We start from the raw sequence: 19507 nt of genomic DNA, 5'->3' as shown, positions 1-19507 counted from the left end.
AAGCGGATTACTGCATCGCGCGGATACGCGCGTTCAGTCGGCTCTTGTGGCGAGCGGCCTTGTTGCGATGGATCAAGCCCTTGTTGACCGAGCTGTCCACCACCGGCACGGCAGCGCGGTACGCCTGCTCGGCCACAGGCTTGTCACCGGACTGAATGGCCTTGAGCACTTTTTTCACTGCAGTGCGCATGCGCGAGGTGAGCATCACGTTATGCTCGCGGCGCACCACGGCCTGGCGGGCGCGTTTCTTGGCAGAGGTGATATTGGCCAAGGTAGGACTCCTAACAGAATTCTGATTAAGCGAAAGGTCGCGTATTTTGAGCGGAAGTAAGTGCCGTGTCAACGGTTTATGTGCTGTTGTGGATATCTTGGCGTGTAGGGGTATCCGTTGTCATTCATTGTGGGCGGATTCATGCGCTCTGTCCTGAATGGGTTTCGGGCGTGATTGGGGCTGGCGATTTTGATCGACGGCGGTCGGGGATGGCGGATTCTTCGAGCGCTGGAGTTCTTTTCGGGAGTGAATCAGCGGCAGGTAATATTGATCTGAATCGGTGACGCGCCCGAGCCTCTTTCTTTACATGCCCCAGTAGTGTCCGGGGAAAGTTCAGTTCTGGCGCCACAACTGTCTGTATCAAATGACTTTTTAGCTGTTTTCCCGGTGTCACCGATTTCAACCTCTCGTGAGCGATGCTTTGAGAGGAACTGTGACCGGGAGGACGCCACCGTGCATCAAGGGCGCTATGTATTTACCCAGTTGTTCGAGTCCCTGCCGCGGCAGGTATTGCGCCGGGCCGTGCACCGCTACCAGGGCGAGCGCTACGTCAAGCGCTTCTCCTGCTACGATCAGTTCCTGTGTATGGCCTTCGCTCAGCTCAGCGCCCGCCAGAGCCTGCGCGATATCGAGGTCTGTCTGCGCGTCCATCAGGCCAAGCTCTATCACTTGGGTATCCGGGCGGGCGTGGCCCGCAGCACGCTGGCCGAGGCGAACGAGCGGCGCGACTGGCGGATCTACGCAGCGCTTGCTCAGCACCTGATCGGCACCGCCCGGCGCCTGTATGCCACCGAGCCCCTGGGCGTGGATCTGGCGCAGACCGCCTACGCACTCGACTCGAGCACCGTCGAACTGTGCCTGTCGAGCTTCCCCTGGGCGCGGGCCATGCACGCCGGCTGCGGCGGGATCAAGCTGCATACACTGCTCGACGTGCGCGGGGCCATCCCGAGCATGATCCACCTGTCCGAAGCCCGTCGGCACGACGTATGGGCGCTCGATCAACTCCTGCCGGAGGCCGGTGCCATCTACCTCATGGACCGCGCCTATCTGGACTTTGCACGGCTCTACCGACTGCACTGCGAGGGCGCCTTCTTCCTGATGCGGGCCAAGCACAACCTGCGTTTCAAGCGCCGCTACTCACACCCGGTCGAGGACCGTACCCTGATCGGCTGTGACCAGACGGGCGTGTTGGCGCGCCAAGCCACCTGCAGCGCCTACCCCGCACCCGCTACGCAGGGTGCGCGTGCGCGACACCGACGCCGGCGGCTCCATCGTGCTGTTGACCAACCACTTCGCCTTGTCCGCCGAGACCCTCGGCGCCTTATACCGCCATCGTTGGCAGATCGAGATCTTCTTCAAATGGATCAAACAGCACCTGCGTCTGAAGGCCTTCTTTGGGACCTCGGTCAATGCGGTGCAGACCCAGATCTGGATCGCCGTGGCGGTCTACGTACTGGTGGTCATCGTGCGCAAGCGCTTCAACGCCGAGGCCAGCCTCTACGAAATCCTACAGGTGCTGAGCGTCACACTGTTTGAACAAATCCCCTTGGAACAAATACTTACGCAAGCCGGATCCCGCGAACCCAGCCGCCAAAACGATAACCAACTGAATTTGTTCGATTAATTAACCGGACACTACTGGAGTGCGCAAAGAAACCGGCTCGGGCGCATCGCCGATTCGGAGCAAATCCCCGCACCTCAAATCGCGCCCGAAACAGATTATCAAGGCCAAGCAGTACGTCGCCTTCAACCACATAAGGCTAAAACCACAAACAGTGCTTCACGCCGGAAAAGAACTCCACACATTGAAGAATGGCCCCCACAGCAACACCGGACGATGCACCAACTCGCGCCAGACAAACACCAAACCTCCCTCAGCTGACACTTGCGCCCCACCGTCCTCCTGCCTATCGTGTCGCCCTGCATGCCGGCCATCCCCAACTGCGTCCGCGCATGCCCCGGGCACACCGTCGAGGAAACACCCCTGAGCCGCAAACTGTTCCGCTCCACCGCCGTCGTCAGCGCGATGACCCTGGTCTCGCGCATCTTCGGCTATCTGCGCGACGTCGTCATCGCGATCCACTTCGGCGCCAGCGGCTCGACCGACGCCTTTTTCGTCGCCTTCCGCATCCCCAACTTCCTGCGCCGTTTGTTCGCAGAGGGTGCCTTTTCACAGGCCTTCGTGCCGGTATTCACCGAATACAAGGAACAGCAGGATCACGAACACCTCAAGGAACTGCTCGCCCGTACGGCCGGCACACTGTTCGGCGTTCTGTTCGTGGTTACGGCTCTGGGGGTAATCGGCGCGCCGTTGCTGATTTCGATCTTCGCACCCGGCTTCGTCGAAGACCCACAGCGCCACGCGCTGGCCACCGAGATGCTGCGCCTGACCTTCCCCTATCTGTTGTTCATTTCGCTGACGGCGCTGGCCGGCGGCGTGCTCAACAGTTTCGGGCGCTTCGCCGTTCCGGCCTTCACGCCGGTGTTCCTGAACCTCTCGCTGATCAGCGTGACCCTGTGGCTCGCGCCGCATTTCGCCGAACCGGTAGTGGCGCTGGCGGTGGGCGTACTCATCGCCGGCTTCGTGCAACTCGCTTTCCAACTGCCTTTCCTGCACCGCCTAGGGTTGTTGCCGCTGCCCCACTGGGGACGCACGCATGACGGCGTGCGCCGCATCCTGCGGCTCATGCTGCCCGCGCTGTTCGGTTCCTCCGTGGTCCAGATCAACCTTCTGTTCGACACGCTGGTCGCGTCGTTCCTAGCCGCAGGCAGCATCTCCTGGCTGTACTACTCGGACCGCTTCGTGGAAATGCCGCTGGCGCTGTTCGGCATCGCGCTGGGTACGGTGATTCTGCCCAAGCTGTCGCAGCACCGGGCACGCGGCACCGAACGGGATTTCGAGGCGACCCTGGACTGGGCCGTCCGTCTCGCGGTGGTGATCGCGGTGCCGTCCGCGCTCGGCCTGGCCGTGCTCGCCGGCCCGATCCTGACTGCGCTGATCCAGTACCGCGCCTTCAATGCCTACGATGCGCACATGTCGGCACTGAGCCTGGCTGCCTTCGCGGTCGGCTTGCCCGCCTTCATGCTCATCAAGGTACTGGCGCCGGGTTTCTACTCGCGCCAGGACACCCGCACGCCGGTGCATATCGGCATCATTGCCATGCTCGTCAATATGGGGCTGACCGTCATCATCGTCGCGCCATGGTACGTAACACGGCTACCGGGACCGCATGCAGGGCTGGCGCTGTCGACAGCGCTGGCAGCCTATCTCAACGCCGGCATGCTTTACCGCCGGCTGCGCCGCGATGGCGTCTACCCGAATCCGCGCTGGCACGGGCTTTTCCTGCGCGCCGTTGTGGCCGGCGCCGGCATGACAGCAGCGCTGCTATGGCTGTCACCACCGCTGGCGGACTGGGGTGCGTGGGCGGCGCGTGAGCGCGCGCTTCATCTGGTCGAACTGATAGCGCTGGGAAGCGTCGTATACGTACTGCTGCTGGGCGCGCTGGGCGTTCGCCCACGCTCCTTCATCCACGCCTGAGCACCGCGTCCGCGCTCAGCCCAGACCGTAGCGCTTGAGCTTGCGGTAAAGCGTACGCTCGCTGATACCCATCACCTGCGCCACCCGCCTGCGGTGCCCGCCGTGGCGCACCAGCAATTCGGCGATATAGTTGGCCTCGACCTCGCGCATCGGCAGAGCCTGGTCTTCATCCAGCGATTCCGACGCCGAGCCACGGCCGGGCGAAGTTGGACACAGCCCCAACTGCTTGATGCCGATCACGCCGTCACAGGACAACGCCACCGCTCGCTGCAGCACGTTCTTGAGTTCGCGGATATTACCCGGAAAATCGTAGCGCAGCAGGCAATCGACGGCCTCGCGCGTCATGTAGCAGGCCCGGCCGCCATCCCGACACAGGCGATTGAGCAGCGCGTCGGCCAGCGCGGGAATATCGGCCCGGCGTTCTCGCAGCGCGGGCAACTCGACCGTGATGCAGGCTAGGCGGTAATACAGATCCTGGCGGAATTCACCGGCCGTGACGAGCTGGCGCAGATTGCGATTGGTCGCCGCCACCACGCGTACGTCCGCACGCAGCGTCATACGGCCCCCGACCCGGCGGAACTCGCCGCTTTCCAACACGCGCAACAGCTTGGCCTGCAGGGACAACGGCAATTCGCCCACCTCGTCTAGGAACAGCGTGCCCTGATCGGCCGTCTCGAAAAGCCCTATGCGCCGCCCCACACAGCCTGTGAACGCGCCACGCTCATGGCCAAACAGCTCGGTCTCGAACAGCGTCTCGGTGAGCGTGGTGCAGTCGACCGTGACGAAGCTGCCGACCGCCCGCGGGCTACGCTCGTGCAAGAACTGCGCGGCCAACTCCTTGCCCACGCCGCTCTCGCCCTGTAGCAGCACGCCGGCCTCGCTGGCGGCCGATTTGCCCAATTGATCGATCATGCGCAGATAGGCCGGTGAGAAGCCGATCATGCGCCGGTCGTCGCGACTGCGATTGTTCTCGGAGCCGGCCAGGCGCTGGATCGCCTCGCCAAGCAGCAGCTCACCCGACTCGCCGCGTACCGCATGTCCCCGGATGCGCACCTGTTCGGCCTCGCCGCAGGCGTCGTAATGCGTATGCAACACCTCATGCATCTCGCCCGAGGCAAACACCTGACGATGCGGGCAATCCTCGCCGTGCAGATGGCAGGGACTGTCGAGATGATGGGAAAGCTTGTAGCAATACTGCCCCACCACCTCTTCGGACTCCTCCAGGCCGTAGGCCCGGTGATAGGCCAGATTGGCGGCGACCACTCGGTAGCTGCGGTCAATGAGCACGAAGGGATGATCGTGAACGTCGATGAGCGACTGCATCAGCGGCGCGACGCTCGCCTCTTCAGCCTCGAGAACTTCCACTCCGACATCATCCGCCCATTCTGTCATGACGTATTGTCCCATTTACCTGCCATACTGTCAGAAATTGACCATACAGGAACGCCGCAGCGCATGACAAGTCAACCGCAACGCGCCTGGCACGCTTCATGAGTAACGTTTGCACTGCCGCATCAACAGGAGGACGGCACTACCATGAGCGAAAAAATCTGCGTCATCGTCACATCCGGCACACGCGAGAAACTGCAAATGGCCGCCATGCTGGCCTCGGTCGGCGCCGTCAGCGGCTCCGAGGTGCTGGTCTTTCTCTCTATGAACGCACTACCGCCGTTCGTGCAGGGCCGCGGCAACGCGGTCGAGAACGAAGGCGAACTCGGGCGGTTGATGGCCGAGAAACAGGCGCCGCCCTTCCTGCAGTTGTTCGAGCAAGCGGTCGAACTCGGCGATGCCAAGGTCCACCCCTGCTCCATGGCCATGGACGTGATGGGAGTTGGCACGGACGACCTGATGCCCTTCATGGGTGCGCCGCTCGGCCTGACCAAATTCCTGAGCGAGGCCGCCGGCTCGCAGACCTGGACCTTTTGATTCCTCAACGAAACCATAATCAAGGGAGTGCATCTATGTCGGAAAAACGCACGATCGACGCCCGCGGCACGTTCTGCCCGGGCCCCCTCATGGAACTGATCGCCGGGATCAAACAGGCGGAAGTCGGCGACGAGCTTGAAGTGCTGTCCACCGACGAAGGTTCGGCCAACGACATCCCCGAGTGGGTCAACAAGGTCGGACACGAAGTCATCAGCTCCTCCGAGGCCGACGGCGTGTGGCACGTCGTGGTACGCAAGAAGAAATAGGGCACCAGTTCTGAAACCACGGCGCCGGACGGCACGCAGAGGCTTCGGAGCACTCAAATAGACAAAGCCGGCCCCAAGCAGGTCGGCAGCACCACCCAAACCAAGAACGAGGAGAAAACACCATGAAGATACTGATCGTCGGTGGCGGCATGGGCGGCACCATCCTGGGCAACAACCTGGCGCGCCGCCTCAAAAAGGAACTCAAGACGGGCAAGGCCCATATCACCATGCTGTCGGCATCCGAGCAGCACATGTACCAGCCGGGCCTGCTCTACGTCTGCGTCGGCCGCATGGCGCCTGACGAACTGTACCGCGAACAAGCCTCGCTACTGGAGCCGGAAATCGAATTCCACGTCGATCCGGTCGAGGAATTCCATCTCGAGCAGAACCACGTCAAGACCAAGAGCGGCAAGGTCTACGACTATGACATGATCGTCATCGCCACCGGTTCGCGGTCACTGCCGGAAAGCATTCCCGGCCTGGCCGAAAACTCGGTCAACTGCTACACCGAAGCCAACGCCATCGAAATGTGGCGCCAGCTCAAGGCGTTCCAAGGCGGCACGGTCACCATCGCCGTCGGCGTACCGCACAAGTGCCCGATGATTCCGCTGGAAGTCACCTTCGTGCTGCACGACTACTTCAAGGAACGCGGCATCCTCGACAAGGTCAAGTTCCAGTACACCTACCCCATCGGCCGCCTGCACTCGCTGGCGCCTGTCGGCGAATGGGCCAAAGGCGAGTTCGAGCGCATGGGCGTGCAGAGCGAAACGCTGTTCAACATGAAGGAAGTCGACGGAGCCAACCACATCATCCACAGCGAGGAAGGCACCCAGCAACCCTATGACCTGCTCGTCGCCGTGCCCCCGCACAAGGGCATGGAGGTCATCGAAAAGAACGGCCTCGGCCAGAACGGCTGGATCCCCACCGACCGCCACAGCCTCAAGATGGATGGACACGACAACGTCTACGTGCTCGGCGACACCACCAACCTGCCGATTTCCAAGGCCGGTTCCACCGCACACTTCGAGGCCGAGGCGCTGGCCGAGAACCTCGCCGCGATCATCAAGCTGGGCGAACCGGTGCGCGACTATGACGGCAAGGTGTTCTGCTTCATCGAGGCCGGCAAGGACCGGGCCACCTACGCCATGTTCAACTACAACCAGCCGCCTGCGCCCAAGGCCCCGAACAAGGCCGTGCACTGGTTCAAGATGGCCTACAACCAGCTCTACTGGGCGTCCGCACGCGGCCTGCTCTAAGGAGGCGCGCCATGACAGAAACTGCAGATAACGTCGAAAGCACCACGCGCGCACGCGTCGAGGCCCTGGTCGGCGAATTGGTCGAAAACGGCGACATGGACAACCTCGTCCATCTCGCCCGACTGATCGGCTCGGCCCAGGACGCACTGACCGACGACATGATCGGGCGCCTCGCCGGCATCGCCGGCGGCGGCCTCGACATGCTCGATCAGGTCAACCGTAGCGGCGTCGTCAAGGCCCTGCCCGCCATCGCCCAGTTGGTCCAAAACGGCGACCTCGAACGCCTGACCCATCTTGCCAGACTGATGGGCTCGGCCGAGGATGCGCTGACCGACGACATGATCGGACGCTTGGCCGGCATCGCCGGCGGCGGCCTCGACATGCTCGATCAGGTCAATCGCAGCGGCGTCGTCAAAGCCCTGCCGGTCATCACCCATCTGGTCGAAAACGGCGACCTAGAACGCATTGCCCATCTCGCCCGCCTAATCGGCTCGGCCGAGGACGCGTTGACCGACGACATGATCGGACGCCTGGCCTACGTAGCCACCGAGGGACTTTCCCTGCTCGACCGCCTAACCCGCTCGGACGGCTTCCTCGGCATGCTACGCATTCTTGAACGCACGGAAGTACAGGAGTCGTTCACCGCCTTCCTGGAAGCGGTATGCGTCGCTCGCGACGAAGCGGTCAACGCCACACCATCCAGCGGCGGACTCGGCCCCATGCTCAAGCTCGCGCGAGACCCACAAACCCAGGACGCGATGCGCTTCATGGTCAGCATGGCTACTCACCTCAAACGCTGAACGCCACTTCTCCGGCAGACCTCGGGCACAGGGACGTGCCCGTCTTTTATACTGTCGGCATGGACCGCGAATCCCCTCGCCACCGCTCTCACGACTCGGCGCAGTGGCAGCGTCACCGCGCCTGCGTCGACTATCGCGCCTGGCTACTGCCGCTGCCAGCCATCTCGGCAGAACGCTGGCCGGCACTGGTTTCCGCGCTTTCCGCACTCGGCCGCGCAGAATCCGACGCAACCGGCGTCACCACGGTGCGCGGGCCCTGGGGATTTCTGATCATTCCCCCAAGAGGCTTCCCAGAGTTGCGTCTGAACTGCTATAAAATCCTTGGTACAAATCAGGAAAAAGATCTGCTGACCGGCATAACAGCCTGCCTGCGGCAGGCACAGCTGGGACGCAACTTAGATGAATAACGATCGCGTCTATCACATAGACTTGGCGGACTTCTTCGCCGAGGTAAACCGCCGACGGCAAGCCGAAGGGCTCGCCCCGGTCGAACCTGCGGTGATGGCGGTGCGCGCCAACATCCGGCTCGCCATCCAGCGACACAAACCGCTCGACCACGGCAAAGGCAGCGCTGATCTCGTCGAGGACGAGGCTCAGGCACTGTGCCAGACCATGCGCGACCTGTTCAGCACCGCGCCGGAACTGGCCCCCTTCGCCATCGAACAGCCGGCAGAGGAAACCAGCGCGGACGATCAGACGGAAAATGACGATGAACACTTCGCCCTGCCGCTGGTGCGGCTGTACGAAAACATCAACCGTGTGCGCCGCGCCGCCGGCCTGCCGCCGATCGAACCGGCGGTGATCGCCGTTCGGACAGGTCTGCGCTTCACCATTCTGCGCAGGCGTGCCCTGAACTTCGGCGGCACGAACCTGTTGCTCGACGCCGACGACCTCGTCGCGCTTGAGCAGATTCTCGCCGAGCAATTCAACGTGCGCATTGACGGCGGACTCGCCGGACTCTGCGAGAAACCGCGGAAAGCGACTCAGGCGAGCACTGAACCCCAGCGCCCGCGACGCCTCGGCTGGTTCTCGCGCCTGCTTGGCAGAAGACGCGTGAGCATCGACCCGCTGAACCTGATGATGGCCATCAGCCAGCAGCGCGCCCGCATGGGCCACCGCCCGCTGAGCCCGAGCGAAATCAAGCGCCGCTGCCAGGATCGGATCTCTCTAGATCTCGAGTTCAAGGGCAATCTCGACGACGAAGAAATCGCGCTCAACCAGGAACAACTGGACGCATTGGCCGACATCATCCGCAAGGAGTTCCAGGTCATCTTCGACAACCTCGAGGACTTCATCGACGAAGCCCGCAAATGAGCAGCCATCCATGACCTCCACGCCCGTATACCGCAACGGTCTGGCCTTCATCAACGGCCTCAGCCACGTCTACCACTGCAATCACTACAACGCCCACCTGCAGATGTCCGTGCTGCTGAGCGAAGGCGTCGAAAAAGGCTTCGATCCGCGCCGGCTGCTGCAGACGGCGGCGGCCGACCTGACCGCCTGGCTACGCCGCAGCGGTGTCGGCAATCGTGAGCTGCTGGCCGAGTTCACCCATTGCGGCTTCGGTATTCTCAAGCAAACCGGCCCGCAGACCATCACCGCCCCCACTTCGCATTACGGCCAGTCCACGTATGCCCACGGCAAGCCGGAGAAGGGCTGCTATTTCAACGCCGGCTTTCTGCAGGGTCTGGCCGGGCGCAGCGTTGCCGAGACGTCCTGCCGCCACGAAGGCGCCGACATGGACGTCTTCGAAGTCGGCGCCGCGACGCCCGAGCCGGCCGATCCCTTCCTCGGGGAAGCAGACCTCGCCGAAGCACCCGCACGCTTCGATTTCGACGGCTGCGAAATCGACGGCAGCCAGATCGACGAGGACAAGATCGTCTCCACCGTCGCCACCCTGCCGCTGTACGGACGGACGCCGGCGGAGCACGGCGATGGCCTGATCCCGGCCTTCGGCGTGGTGCTCACCAATCACTACGCCGACTACTACAACCGCGTCAGCTACGAGACCTACCGCCGCATGGTCGACGCCGGCGTCCCGCCCGACATGGCACGCGAAGCCTTCGTGCAGTGCGGCCACGTCTGCGCGTTCAACACCTTCGGCGGCATCATGGAAAGCCCCGAGTGGTACGGTCTGGTCGAACCCATGTGCAACTCGGTCGAGGACTGGGTGCACGGTATGGTCGCGGTGATCAATGCGCTCGGCTGGGGCACCTGGCGGGTGGAAAGACTGGTTCCCGGCAAGGAACTGATCGTACGCATCTACAACTCCTACGAGGGCGTGGGCTACCGCCGCCTCTATCCCGCCGCCGACGAGAAGCAGCTGTCGTTCCTGGCGCTGGGCGCGGTACGCGGCCTGGCTCACCTGTTCTGGAGGATCGACATCCGCGACCGCCCGGGGCTCGGCGAGGACCTCTACTTCAGCGTCTTCAACAACCCTGAGGGCTATTGGAACGTCGAGCAGACCCACTCCATCGCCGCCGGTGACGCCTACGACCGCATCGTCACCACCTGTTGATCCCGCAAGCAGCGCCATGGATGTCTAAAAACGCCCAAAGCTGCGTATAATCAGGCTCTTCAGGCCTTTTTCGGGAATCAAGCCGGCGCTCATGGAACTGATCCGCGGCGAACACAATCTGCGCCCGCGCCATCACGGCTGCGTGGCGACCATCGGCAACTTCGACGGCGTGCACCGCGGCCATCAGGCCGTGATCGGCCAGCTTCTGGACGAAGCCGGCAGGCGCGGGCTGCCGTCCACGCTGATCACCTTCGAACCGCTGCCGCATGAATTCTTCATGGGCGTAAAAGCGCCTGCGCGGCTCACCCCGCTGCGTGAACGTCTGCAGCAGTTCGCCCGGCTCGGCGTCGAACGGGTGGTGATCCTGCGTTTCGACGCGAAGCTGTCCGCCCTCGAGGCCGACCAGTTCGTGCAGCGCCTGCTGATCGACAAGCTCGGCGTGAACGCGGTCATCGTCGGCGACGACTTCCGCTTCGGCAAGGACCGCGCCGGCGACTTCGGCTTGCTGGCTCAGGCCGGCGAACGGCTCGGCTTCGATGTGTTGCGCCAGCACACCTTCGCCCTCGGTGACGAGCGCGTCAGCAGCACACGCATCCGCAAGGCGCTGACCGCGGGCGACCTTGGCCAAGTACAGGAGCTGCTGGGTCGGCCCTACACCATCAGCGGCCGCGTGCGCCACGGCGACAAGCGCGGCCGAACCATCGGCTTCCCCACCGCGAACCTGGCGCTGCCCAAGGGCACGCCGGCGATCAGCGGCGTATTTGCAATCGAGGTGAGTTCCGCCGAGGACGCAAACGCACGCGGCGTTGCCAACGTCGGCGTCCGACCCACCGTCGACGGGCGAATTCCACTGCTCGAGGTTCACCTGTTCGATTTCTCCGGCGATCTCTACGGCCACCATCTGTGCGTCGAACTGAAACGCAAGATCCGCGATGAACGCCGTTTCGACTCGCTGGATCAGCTCAAACGTCAGATTCGCCACGACGCCGACCTCGCCGAAGCCATATTGAGCCGTCAGGCTTACTAATCCGCAATCCACGCAAACCGAAGCACCGGAAGCATCCGTGACCGACTACAAGCACACGCTCAACCTGCCGCACACCGACTTTCCCATGCGCGGCAACCTGGCCAAACGCGAACCCGACACGCTGGAGCGCTGGGCATCAATGGACATCTACGGCCGTCTGCGCGAGACGCGCGCCGGGCGCGAGCGGTTCATCCTCCATGACGGCCCACCCTATGCCAACGGCGACATCCACATAGGCCACGTGGTCAACAAGGTCATCAAGGACATCATCGTCAAGAGTCGCAGCCTGGAAGGCCTGGATGCGCCCTACGTGCCCGGCTGGGACTGCCACGGCCTGCCCATCGAACACAAGGTCGAGCAGACCGTCGGCAAGGTCGGCGAGTCCATCGAAGCGGGCGCCTTCCGCAAGGCCTGCCGCGAATACGCTGCCGGCCAGGTCGACGGCCAGCGCCGCGGCTTCAAGCGTCTGGGCATCGTCGGCGACTGGGACGACCCCTACCTGACCATGAACTTCCATACCGAGGCCGACATCATCCGTGCGCTGGGGCGGATCGTCGAACGCGGCCACGTGGTCAAAGGCTACAAGCCGGTACACTGGTGCGTGGACTGCGGCTCGGCCCTGGCCGAAGCCGAGGTGGAGTACGAGGACAAGACCTCGCCGGCCATCGACGTGCGCTTCACCGCTGTCGACCCTGATGTACTGCTTTCGCACTGCGAGGTCGAAGACACGGGCAGCGGCCCTCTGTCCGTGGTCATCTGGACCACCACCCCGTGGACGCTGCCGGCCAACGAGGCCGTGTCGCTGCACCCCGATTTCGACTACGTGGTCGTGCAGGCCGGCGACGAACGCCTGCTGCTGGCTGCCGAGCTGCTCGACTCCGCACTGGCGCGCTGGGGCATCGAGCAGCACCGCGTGCTCGCGCGCTGCAAGGGCGCGGCGCTGGAGAACCTGCGCGTGCGCCACCCGTTCCACGACCGCGACGTGCCGCTGATCCTGGGCGATCACGTCACCGCCGAGGCCGGCACCGGTGCCGTGCACACCGCTCCGGGCCACGGCCAGGACGACTATATCGTCGGCCAGCGCTACGGCCTGACCGTGGACCATCCGGTCGGGCCCGACGGGCGCTTCAGCGCCGGCACCGAATTCTTCGCCGGCGAGAGCGTGTTCGAGGTCAACGACCACATCATCGAGGTGCTGCGCGAACACGGCGCCCTGATGCACGCCGAAAAGCTGCGCCACAGCTACCCCCACTGCTGGCGCCACAAGACACCCATCATCTTCCGCGCCACGCCACAGTGGTTCATCAGCATGGACAAGCTGGGCCTGCGCGCCACCGCGCTGGACGCCCTCGGTGCGATCCAGTTCACGCCGGACTGGGGCCGCGAGCGCCTGCACGGCATGGTCGCCAACCGTCCCGACTGGTGCATCTCGCGCCAGCGCAACTGGGGCGTGCCGCTGGCGCTGTTCGTGCACCGCGAGACCGGCGAGTTGCATCCCGACACCCCGCGCCTGGTCGAGGCAGTGGCCGAGCGCGTCGAGCAGCGTGGCGTGGACGCCTGGTTCGATCTCGATCCGTCCGAAGTGCTGGGCGCCGAGGCGGCGGACTACGAGAAGGTCACCGACATTCTCGACGTGTGGTTCGATTCCGGCACCACCCACTTCAGCGTGCTCGACCGCCGTCCCGAACTGGGCTTCCCGGCCGACCTGTACCTGGAAGGATCGGACCAGCACCGAGGCTGGTTCCAGTCCTCGCTGCTCAGCTCGACGGCGATGCGCGGCGTCGCGCCCTACCGCGGCGTGCTCACCCACGGCTTCACCGTGGACGAGAAGGGCCGCAAGATGTCCAAGTCGCTGGGCAACGTCATCGCACCCCAGAAGGTCATCGACACGCTGGGCGCCGACATCGTGCGCCTGTGGGTCGCCTCCTGCGACTACCGCCGCGAGATGGCCGTCTCCGACGAGATCCTCAAGCGCATGGCCGACGCCTACCGGCGCATCCGCAACACCTCGCGCTTCCTGCTCGCCAACCTGGCCGGCTTCGACCCCGACGCCAACCTCGTGCCGACTGGCGAACTACTGCCGCTGGACGCCTGGATCGTGCACCATGCCGCGCGCCTGCAGGAAGAGCTGCGCGGGGCCTACCAGCGCTACGACTTCCACGTCATCTACCAGAAGGTACACAACTTCTGCGCCGTGGATCTGGGCGGCTTCTACCTCGACATCATCAAGGACCGCCAGTACACCACCCAGGCCGACAGCCTGGCGCGGCGCTCGGCGCAGACCGCGCTCTACCATCTGGCCGAGGCGCTGCCGCGCTGGCTGGCGCCGATCCTGAGCTTCACCGCCGAGGAAATCTGGCAGCACCTGCCCGGCGAACGCGAGGAATCCGTGCTGATGGCCGAGTGGTACGCCTTCCCCGCCGGCGTCGCCGACGGCAGCGTGCTGCCCGAAGGGCTGGACGACGCCTTCTGGGAGACCGTGATCGACGTACGCCAGGCGGTGAACAAGGATCTCGAGGCCCTGCGCCGCGACAGCGTCATCGGCGCCAACCTCGACGCCGTGGTCGAACTCTACTGCGGCGAACGTACCGCCGCGGCGCTGCGCAGCCTGGAGGATGAACTGCGCTTCGTGCTGATCACCTCCGAGGCGACGGTACATGGCCCGGAAGCCACGGCCCCGGAAGAAGCCGTCAAGTACGCGTTGGCCAACGGCGAGACGCTGCGCGTCGCAGCCCACCGCAGTCCGCACGCCAAGTGCAGCCGCTGCTGGCACCATCGGGCCGACGTCGGCCAGCACCCGGAACATCCGGAACTGTGCGGACGTTGTGTGGAGAATGTCGAAGGGGCCGGCGAAACCCGGCGTTTCGCGTAAGCGATGATCGCCGGATACCCTGCATGAAGAGCATTGGCATGCTGCGCTGGCTATGGCTCACCGCCGTCGTCATCGGCCTGGACCAGCTCAGCAAGTGGGCCGCGCTGGCCTACCTGCCCTATGCCGTGCCGCAACCGCTGTTCCCGGGGCTGAATTTCACCCTGGTCTACAACACCGGGGCGGCCTTCAGCTTCCTGAGCCAAGCCGACGGCTGGCAGCGCTGGTTGTTCGTAGGCTTGGCAGTAGTGGTCAGTGGCGTGCTGGTTGCCTGGCTCATGCGCCTCGAGGCACACGAACGCTGGACTGGCGCCGCCATCGCGCTGATCCTGGGTGGCGCGCTGGGCAACGCGCTGGACCGCGTGCTGCGCGGGCACGTCATCGACTTCATCGACCTCTATTACCACCAATGGCACTGGCCGGCGTTCAATCTCGCCGATTCGGCCATCACCCTCGGCGCCGCGCTGCTGATAGCGCGGACGCTGTTCGCGCGGCAGAGCCAGCCCGGTGCGGCCGATCAGTAGACACCGCCGGGTCGTCCCGCGAGCCCGTCATAACGCTCCAAAGCTTCCACCAAGGCAGATCAACGACGATTCTTCATGATCTCCCCACGCCCGAAAGCGTGGGGATACCGTCAGCAGGTGGTAGCGGAACCCAAAACGGCGTTCACCACTTCACGGGCTAGTTGCTCGGGTGGGACTTCGATGTCGAGACGGATTGCCTGTTCGGGTGGCACCTTCGGCTCCTCCAGCGTCGCGAGTTGACTGTCCAGAAGACCGACGGGCATGAAATGGCCACGGCGCATCGCAAGCCGCCGCGCGATCAGATCGCGGGAGCCGTGCAGATGCACGAAGCAAACGTCGTCGCAGCCGCCCGCAATGATCTCCCGGTAGGTGTGACGCAAGGCCGAACACGCGATCACCCCCGGCCGCCCCTCGGAACGCCACTGTCGGATGGCCTGCGCAATAGCCTCCAGCCACGGCAGACGATCCGCATCATCGAGTGGAGTACCTTGGCGCATCTTGGCGACATTGGCGGCGGGATGCAGTGCATCGCCCTCGATGAACGGCCAGCGAAGATGCTCCGCGACGCGTTCCGCGACGGTCGATTTACCGCAACCCGCCACCCCCATAACCACGATGTAGCGTATTTGCATACTTCGCTCGTCCGACCTATGCCAGTCCATGACAATGTGTCCGCATCATGCCTCAAACGTTCGCATACGACGCAGTAGCCTCATCCTCGGCAGGGATAGGCTCGATACGACCGAGAACGAACACGTAGAACGCAATGCCGACCACCAGCACCGCCCCAGCCACCAGGAACGCGTTGGCGAAGGAGTGCGTGGCGCCGACCAGGATGCCTGTGATGATCGGTGCGACGACGCCCATCATGTTGTTGACGAAATTCATGATGCCCCCGATCGTGCCGGTGCCTCCCTGCGGCGCGATCAGAGACGGAATGGACCAGCCGATCGGCGCGGATGCCGCCAGTCCCGACAGTGCAATCGAGATCCACAGTATCGCCCAGACCGGATTCGTGGTCATGGTCGCCCCGAACACCGCCAGCCCGAACAGCATGCCGGTCACCAGCACGGTCTTGCGTACGCGGGTTTCGTCATGGCCACGACCGATCAGAAAGTCCACCAGCCAGCCGCCGACCACGAGATCCGCGATGGTCGCCGCAATCCAGGGAATGACGGCGTAGCCGGCCGACTTCAGAATGCTCATGTGCATCGTTTCGACCAAATAGTCGGGCAACCAGGTCAGGAACAGATAGAACGAATAACCATAGGCTGCAAAACCGATGCTCAGTCCCCACACCTTCCGGTTCTTCAGCAGGTAGCCGAGCATTGCGCCGTAACCGCTAGCCGCCACGCCCTCCGGCGTGGCGCCGCCCTGCTCGATATGGCTGCGCTCGGCTTGCGACAGATTCGGATCGGCCGAGGGGTCGCGATAGATCAGATAAAAGGCGATGAAGTAGGCGAAACTAAGCAACGCAGTGACGCCGAATCCCCAGCGCCAGCCGAAACGCACAATGACGAAGGCCACCAACGGAACGCCGATCACGTTGGAGAACTTGGCCGCCGCGTCAAACAAGGCCGTGGCCAGCGAACGTTCGCGGCGGGGAAACCAGTATCCGGTCGCCTTGGAGCTGGCGGGAAAACCGGGGGCTTCGGCCGCGCCCAGCAGCACGCGGGCGGCGATGACCCCGCCATACCCCGACATCAGCGCTATCGCGCCGGATGCGATCGACCACAGGAACGTGCCCCAACGGTTGACGCGCGTCACCCCGAAGCGATCCAGCAGCATTCCGGCCGGTATCTGCAGCAAGGCATATGACCAGAAGAACGCGCTGAAGAGCAGGCCGATCTCCGCAGCGTTCAAGCCGAACTCATGCTGCAATTGCGGTGCGGCGACCGAAAGATTGATGCGATCGATGTAGTTGATCAAAACCCCGGCACCGAGCAGCACACCGATACCCCAGCGGCGCCGCGGAACTCGCGCGGCGGCATTTGTGTCGACCATGTTTTCTCCTCCACTTATATGTCTGTTTTCTTTAAGACGCCACATTCGCAGCTCCCAATGATAGCGCTATCATTTCCATCGAAACTAAATCGCCTGATGTTCTCCGAAAGAGATTCTAAGACGATAAGATCCGAATGGTAGCGCTAACAATTCAATCTATAGAGTATCGCAAAAGCGAAATCAAGCTGACCCTTCCGGCCTGGAAAGCAATAAACTCATTGAATGAGTCAGCGAAAAACCAGATCGACCAGCTCCGGGCGGATCACGATGGCCGACGTCGCTCACCACGCCGGCACCAGCATGATCAGCGTATCCCGAGCGTTCCGTCACTCTCCGCTCGTCTCCGAAGCGCTGAAAACACGGATCTTCAGCGCCGCAACGGAACTCGGCTACGTGCCGAATCGCGCCGCCAGCGCGCTGGCCTCGGCCCGCTCCATGAACATTGCGGTGCTGATCCCCTCGATGACCAACACGGTGTTCGTCGATACGCTCGCCGGCATCAATACCGAGCTGGGTCCCCGCGGCTATCAAATGCTCATCGGCACCACCGACTATTCGCCGGAGGAGGAGTTCCGGCTGCTGCGCACGTTTCTCGAGTTCAGCCCGGACGGCCTGTTGATCGCCGGCGCCGATCATCTGCCATCGACCTCCGGCATCATCGAGAAGCTCGCCGCTCCCACCGTCCATCTGATGGAGATCGATGCGGACCGCAGCCGCTACTCGGTAGGGCTCTCCCAAACGGAAGGCGGCTACGCCATTGGCCGGCATCTCGTGGCGCGGGGCTATACGCGGATCGGTTTCGTCGCCGCGCAGCTCGATCCGCGAACCCTCGCGCGCGGCGAAGGCTATCGACAGGCACTGCAGGAGGCAGGTCTCTACGAGCCGCGGCGCGAGTTACGCGTCCCGGACCGTTCGTCCATCAGCCTCGGTGCCGAGCTACTCGACCGGATGCTGGACGAATTCCCCGATACCGACGCTCTTTTCTTCTGCAACGACGATCTCGCCCAAGGCGCCCTGTTCCACTGTCAACGCCGGGGGATCTCGGTACCGCAGGATCTCGCGCTGGCCGGCTTCAACGACCTCCCCGTCTCGGCCTGGACCGTACCGTCGCTGACGACGATCGCCACTCCGCGCTATGAGATAGGCGTGCAGGCCGCACGGATGCTCCTCGGTCTGCTCTCAGGCGAGCAACCCGCCCAGCCGCATTGCGATCTGGGCTTCGAACTGAAGACCCGGGAAAGTACGTGACCGCGAGGGATGCGGCCGGGGCTTACACCTTGGTCTTGAGTCTGTCGCGCAGGGTACGCAGACAGGCGTCCATGCCCAGCCCCAGCTCGCGGTTGCCGTAGACCAGCAGGGGGAATGTGCGCGCAAGCAGGCGGCGCGCCTGTGGACGCAGCTTGTCGGTCTGGCCGGCACGCAGCAACACCATCGCCTCCTCCAGCGTCAGCGGCTCGACCGGCGGCGCGGCCGGCTTGCCGGGCCGGCCTTCGGATGTGGCGAACACGATCTGGTTACCGCCCTCTCGCATGGCCTTGCCGAGGCGCGTCTCGGCAATCTTGAGCACCTCGTCGAACTTGAGCGCCGCGGTCAGCGCGGGCGTAACGAGGCCTTCGCTAACGGTCATGCGGAACTTGGTATCACCGCTGCGATAACCCGTCTTGCGCATCAACTGGTGTATGCGTTCGCCGGTTTCGCACGCTGCCGCATGCGAGGTACCCAGCATGAGCACCGCGAACTCGGCACGACCTATGCGCGCCGCAGTATCCTCCGGCCGCACGCTGGAGGAGATCAGGCGGGCGACATTGATCAACACCCGCTCGGCCAGCGCCGCGCCCTTTTTCTTTTCCAGCACGCCGTACTTGTCCACGCTGATACGCAACAGCGAAATGGGCGTGGAGTGGCGAATCGCATAGGACAGCAGCTCTGGACCATGCTTCATCAGGTAGCGGCGATTGGCCAGCCCCGTCAACGTATCGATGGTCGACTCCAGCTCCAGGGCCTTGGTGGCCTGCTGCAGCTTGCGGTTGGTCTGGTCAAGGTGCGCGGCGGAACGGGCGCGAGCCTGTAGTTGCAGCGAGTCGAACGGCTTGGTGATGAAATCCGTCGCGCCAAGGCGCATGGACTGGCGGCGCATGCGTTCATCGTCACCGTGGCCGGTGACGATGACCACCGGCAGTTGATTGATGCGCGGATGGACTGATTCGCGGATCAATCGCAATAACTGGAAGCCGTTCAGGCCCGGCATCATCAGGTCGCTGAACACGGCCTGGATGGTGGTGTCGGTACTGATGATGTCCCAGGCCGCCTCGCCATCGTTGGCCTCGACGACGCGGAAATCGTCGGCGAGCAACCGACTCATGGCCCGGCACATCGTCGGCGAATCGTCGACGATGAGCAGCCGCGGCTTTTCCAACGCGTAGTCGCTGACCTCGGATTCCTCCGGCGTATCCGGTTGCACCTGCATCATCAGTCACCCCTCCAGGGCTGCGACCAGGCGCTGCGCGC

Annotated in this window: 18 protein-coding genes and 1 pseudogene; 14 read left to right on the top strand and 5 right to left on the bottom strand. The window is 63.7% G+C overall.

Annotated elements, in window-relative coordinates; genetic code table 11:
* Positions 1–7: 7 nt before the first annotated feature.
* On the bottom strand, positions 8–271 hold the full coding sequence (rpsT, locus tag P8014_RS04385; RefSeq protein ID WP_337816088.1) for a 30S ribosomal protein S20: 264 nt from the start codon (positions 269–271) through the stop codon (positions 8–10).
* Between the two features lie 318 nt (positions 272–589).
* Between rpsT and P8014_RS04380 the strand changes: the two are divergent.
* From P8014_RS04380 to murJ, 3 genes and pseudogenes are all read left to right on the top strand, one after another.
* A pseudogene (locus tag P8014_RS04380) lies at positions 590–1519 on the top strand (IS4 family transposase); the annotation flags it as partial.
* A complete protein-coding gene (locus P8014_RS04375; protein ID WP_337816087.1) occupies positions 1443–1895 on the top strand; it encodes a transposase in 453 nt (150 codons plus the stop codon). The pseudogene P8014_RS04380 and the gene P8014_RS04375, both read left to right, overlap by 77 nt.
* 300 nt (positions 1896–2195) lie before the next feature.
* A complete protein-coding gene (gene murJ / locus P8014_RS04370) occupies positions 2196–3809 on the top strand; it encodes a murein biosynthesis integral membrane protein MurJ (RefSeq protein ID WP_337816086.1) in 1614 nt (537 codons plus the stop codon).
* A 15-nt stretch (positions 3810–3824) separates the two neighbouring features.
* Here the strand turns inward: murJ and P8014_RS04365 are convergent, their stop codons facing one another.
* Positions 3825–5201 (bottom strand): sigma 54-interacting transcriptional regulator, encoded by a 1377-nt coding sequence (locus tag P8014_RS04365; protein ID WP_337816085.1) that lies wholly within the window; start codon positions 5199–5201, stop codon positions 3825–3827.
* Positions 5202–5345: 144 nt separating this feature from the next.
* Here P8014_RS04365 and P8014_RS04360 point away from each other — a divergent pair, with 144 nt between their 5' ends.
* The 10 genes from P8014_RS04360 (at position 5346) to lspA (ending at position 14995) form a co-directional block, all read left to right on the top strand.
* Positions 5346–5735, top strand: coding sequence for a DsrE/DsrF/DrsH-like family protein (locus P8014_RS04360; RefSeq protein WP_337816084.1), 390 nt, complete (start codon positions 5346–5348; stop codon positions 5733–5735).
* Positions 5736–5770: 35 nt separating this feature from the next.
* On the top strand, positions 5771–6001 hold the full coding sequence (locus P8014_RS04355; protein WP_337816083.1) for a sulfurtransferase TusA family protein: 231 nt from the start codon (positions 5771–5773) through the stop codon (positions 5999–6001).
* Between the two features lie 122 nt (positions 6002–6123).
* Positions 6124–7257, top strand: coding sequence for an FAD/NAD(P)-binding oxidoreductase (locus P8014_RS04350; RefSeq protein ID WP_337816082.1), 1134 nt, complete (start codon positions 6124–6126; stop codon positions 7255–7257).
* 11 nt (positions 7258–7268) lie between these two features.
* Positions 7269–8057, top strand: coding sequence for a hypothetical protein (locus P8014_RS04345; protein WP_337816081.1), 789 nt, complete (start codon positions 7269–7271; stop codon positions 8055–8057).
* A 59-nt stretch (positions 8058–8116) separates the two neighbouring features.
* Complete coding sequence (locus P8014_RS04340; protein ID WP_337816080.1) at positions 8117–8464, top strand: hypothetical protein; 348 nt, start codon at positions 8117–8119, stop codon at positions 8462–8464.
* Entirely contained in the window at positions 8457–9371 is a 915-nt protein-coding gene (locus P8014_RS04335) for a hypothetical protein (protein WP_337816079.1), read from the top strand. Before P8014_RS04340 ends, P8014_RS04335 begins: the two co-directional genes overlap by 8 nt.
* 10 nt (positions 9372–9381) lie before the next feature.
* Positions 9382–10575: a hypothetical protein gene (locus tag P8014_RS04330; protein WP_337816078.1), complete on the top strand. Its 1194-nt coding sequence runs from the start codon at positions 9382–9384 to the stop codon at positions 10573–10575.
* Between the two features lie 91 nt (positions 10576–10666).
* Positions 10667–11602: a bifunctional riboflavin kinase/FAD synthetase gene (gene ribF, locus P8014_RS04325; protein WP_337816077.1), complete on the top strand. Its 936-nt coding sequence runs from the start codon at positions 10667–10669 to the stop codon at positions 11600–11602.
* 37 nt (positions 11603–11639) lie between these two features.
* Positions 11640–14474 (top strand): isoleucine--tRNA ligase, encoded by a 2835-nt coding sequence (ileS, locus tag P8014_RS04320; protein ID WP_337816076.1) that lies wholly within the window; start codon positions 11640–11642, stop codon positions 14472–14474.
* A gap of 38 nt (positions 14475–14512) precedes the next feature.
* On the top strand, positions 14513–14995 hold the full coding sequence (lspA, locus tag P8014_RS04315) for a signal peptidase II (RefSeq protein WP_337816111.1): 483 nt from the start codon (positions 14513–14515) through the stop codon (positions 14993–14995).
* Between the two features lie 110 nt (positions 14996–15105).
* Here the strand turns inward: lspA and P8014_RS04310 are convergent, their stop codons facing one another.
* Both P8014_RS04310 and P8014_RS04305 read right to left on the bottom strand, forming a co-directional pair.
* Complete coding sequence (locus P8014_RS04310; protein ID WP_337816075.1) at positions 15106–15627, bottom strand: gluconokinase; 522 nt, start codon at positions 15625–15627, stop codon at positions 15106–15108.
* 52 nt (positions 15628–15679) lie between these two features.
* Positions 15680–16999 carry an MFS transporter gene (locus P8014_RS04305; protein ID WP_337816074.1) on the bottom strand — a complete coding sequence of 440 codons (1320 nt, stop codon included), beginning with the start codon at positions 16997–16999 and terminating at the stop codon, positions 15680–15682.
* Positions 17000–17266: 267 nt separating this feature from the next.
* Here P8014_RS04305 and P8014_RS04300 point away from each other — a divergent pair, with 267 nt between their 5' ends.
* Entirely contained in the window at positions 17267–18247 is a 981-nt protein-coding gene (locus P8014_RS04300; protein WP_337816073.1) for a LacI family DNA-binding transcriptional regulator, read from the top strand.
* A gap of 22 nt (positions 18248–18269) precedes the next feature.
* On the opposite strand, the gene P8014_RS04295 is transcribed toward P8014_RS04300, so the two are convergent.
* A complete protein-coding gene (locus P8014_RS04295) occupies positions 18270–19469 on the bottom strand; it encodes a diguanylate cyclase (protein WP_337816072.1) in 1200 nt (399 codons plus the stop codon).
* Positions 19470–19507 lie beyond the last annotated feature (38 nt).

This window comes from Acidihalobacter sp. (assembly GCF_037381185.1).
GTDB lineage: Bacteria > Pseudomonadota > Gammaproteobacteria > DSM-5130 > Acidihalobacteraceae > Acidihalobacter_A.
The sequence above is the reverse complement of the archived record's forward strand: the minus strand, read 5'-3'. Positions and strand labels throughout refer to the sequence as shown.

Coding starts and splice junctions, on each gene's coding strand:
- murJ (WP_337816086.1), top strand. CDS start 2,196: ATGCCGGCCATCCCCAACTGCGTCCGCGCATGCCCCGGGCACACCGTC.
- P8014_RS04365 (WP_337816085.1), bottom strand. CDS start 5,201: ATGACAGAATGGGCGGATGATGTCGGAGTGGAAGTTCTCGAGGCTGAA.
- P8014_RS04360 (WP_337816084.1), top strand. CDS start 5,346: ATGAGCGAAAAAATCTGCGTCATCGTCACATCCGGCACACGCGAGAAA.
- P8014_RS04355 (WP_337816083.1), top strand. CDS start 5,771: ATGTCGGAAAAACGCACGATCGACGCCCGCGGCACGTTCTGCCCGGGC.
- P8014_RS04350 (WP_337816082.1), top strand. CDS start 6,124: ATGAAGATACTGATCGTCGGTGGCGGCATGGGCGGCACCATCCTGGGC.
- P8014_RS04345 (WP_337816081.1), top strand. CDS start 7,269: ATGACAGAAACTGCAGATAACGTCGAAAGCACCACGCGCGCACGCGTC.
- P8014_RS04340 (WP_337816080.1), top strand. CDS start 8,117: ATGGACCGCGAATCCCCTCGCCACCGCTCTCACGACTCGGCGCAGTGG.
- P8014_RS04335 (WP_337816079.1), top strand. CDS start 8,457: ATGAATAACGATCGCGTCTATCACATAGACTTGGCGGACTTCTTCGCC.
- P8014_RS04330 (WP_337816078.1), top strand. CDS start 9,382: ATGACCTCCACGCCCGTATACCGCAACGGTCTGGCCTTCATCAACGGC.
- ribF (WP_337816077.1), top strand. CDS start 10,667: ATGGAACTGATCCGCGGCGAACACAATCTGCGCCCGCGCCATCACGGC.
- lspA (WP_337816111.1), top strand. CDS start 14,513: ATGCTGCGCTGGCTATGGCTCACCGCCGTCGTCATCGGCCTGGACCAG.
- P8014_RS04310 (WP_337816075.1), bottom strand. CDS start 15,627: ATGCAAATACGCTACATCGTGGTTATGGGGGTGGCGGGTTGCGGTAAA.
- P8014_RS04305 (WP_337816074.1), bottom strand. CDS start 16,999: ATGGTCGACACAAATGCCGCCGCGCGAGTTCCGCGGCGCCGCTGGGGT.
- P8014_RS04300 (WP_337816073.1), top strand. CDS start 17,267: ATGGCCGACGTCGCTCACCACGCCGGCACCAGCATGATCAGCGTATCC.
- P8014_RS04295 (WP_337816072.1), bottom strand. CDS start 19,469: ATGATGCAGGTGCAACCGGATACGCCGGAGGAATCCGAGGTCAGCGAC.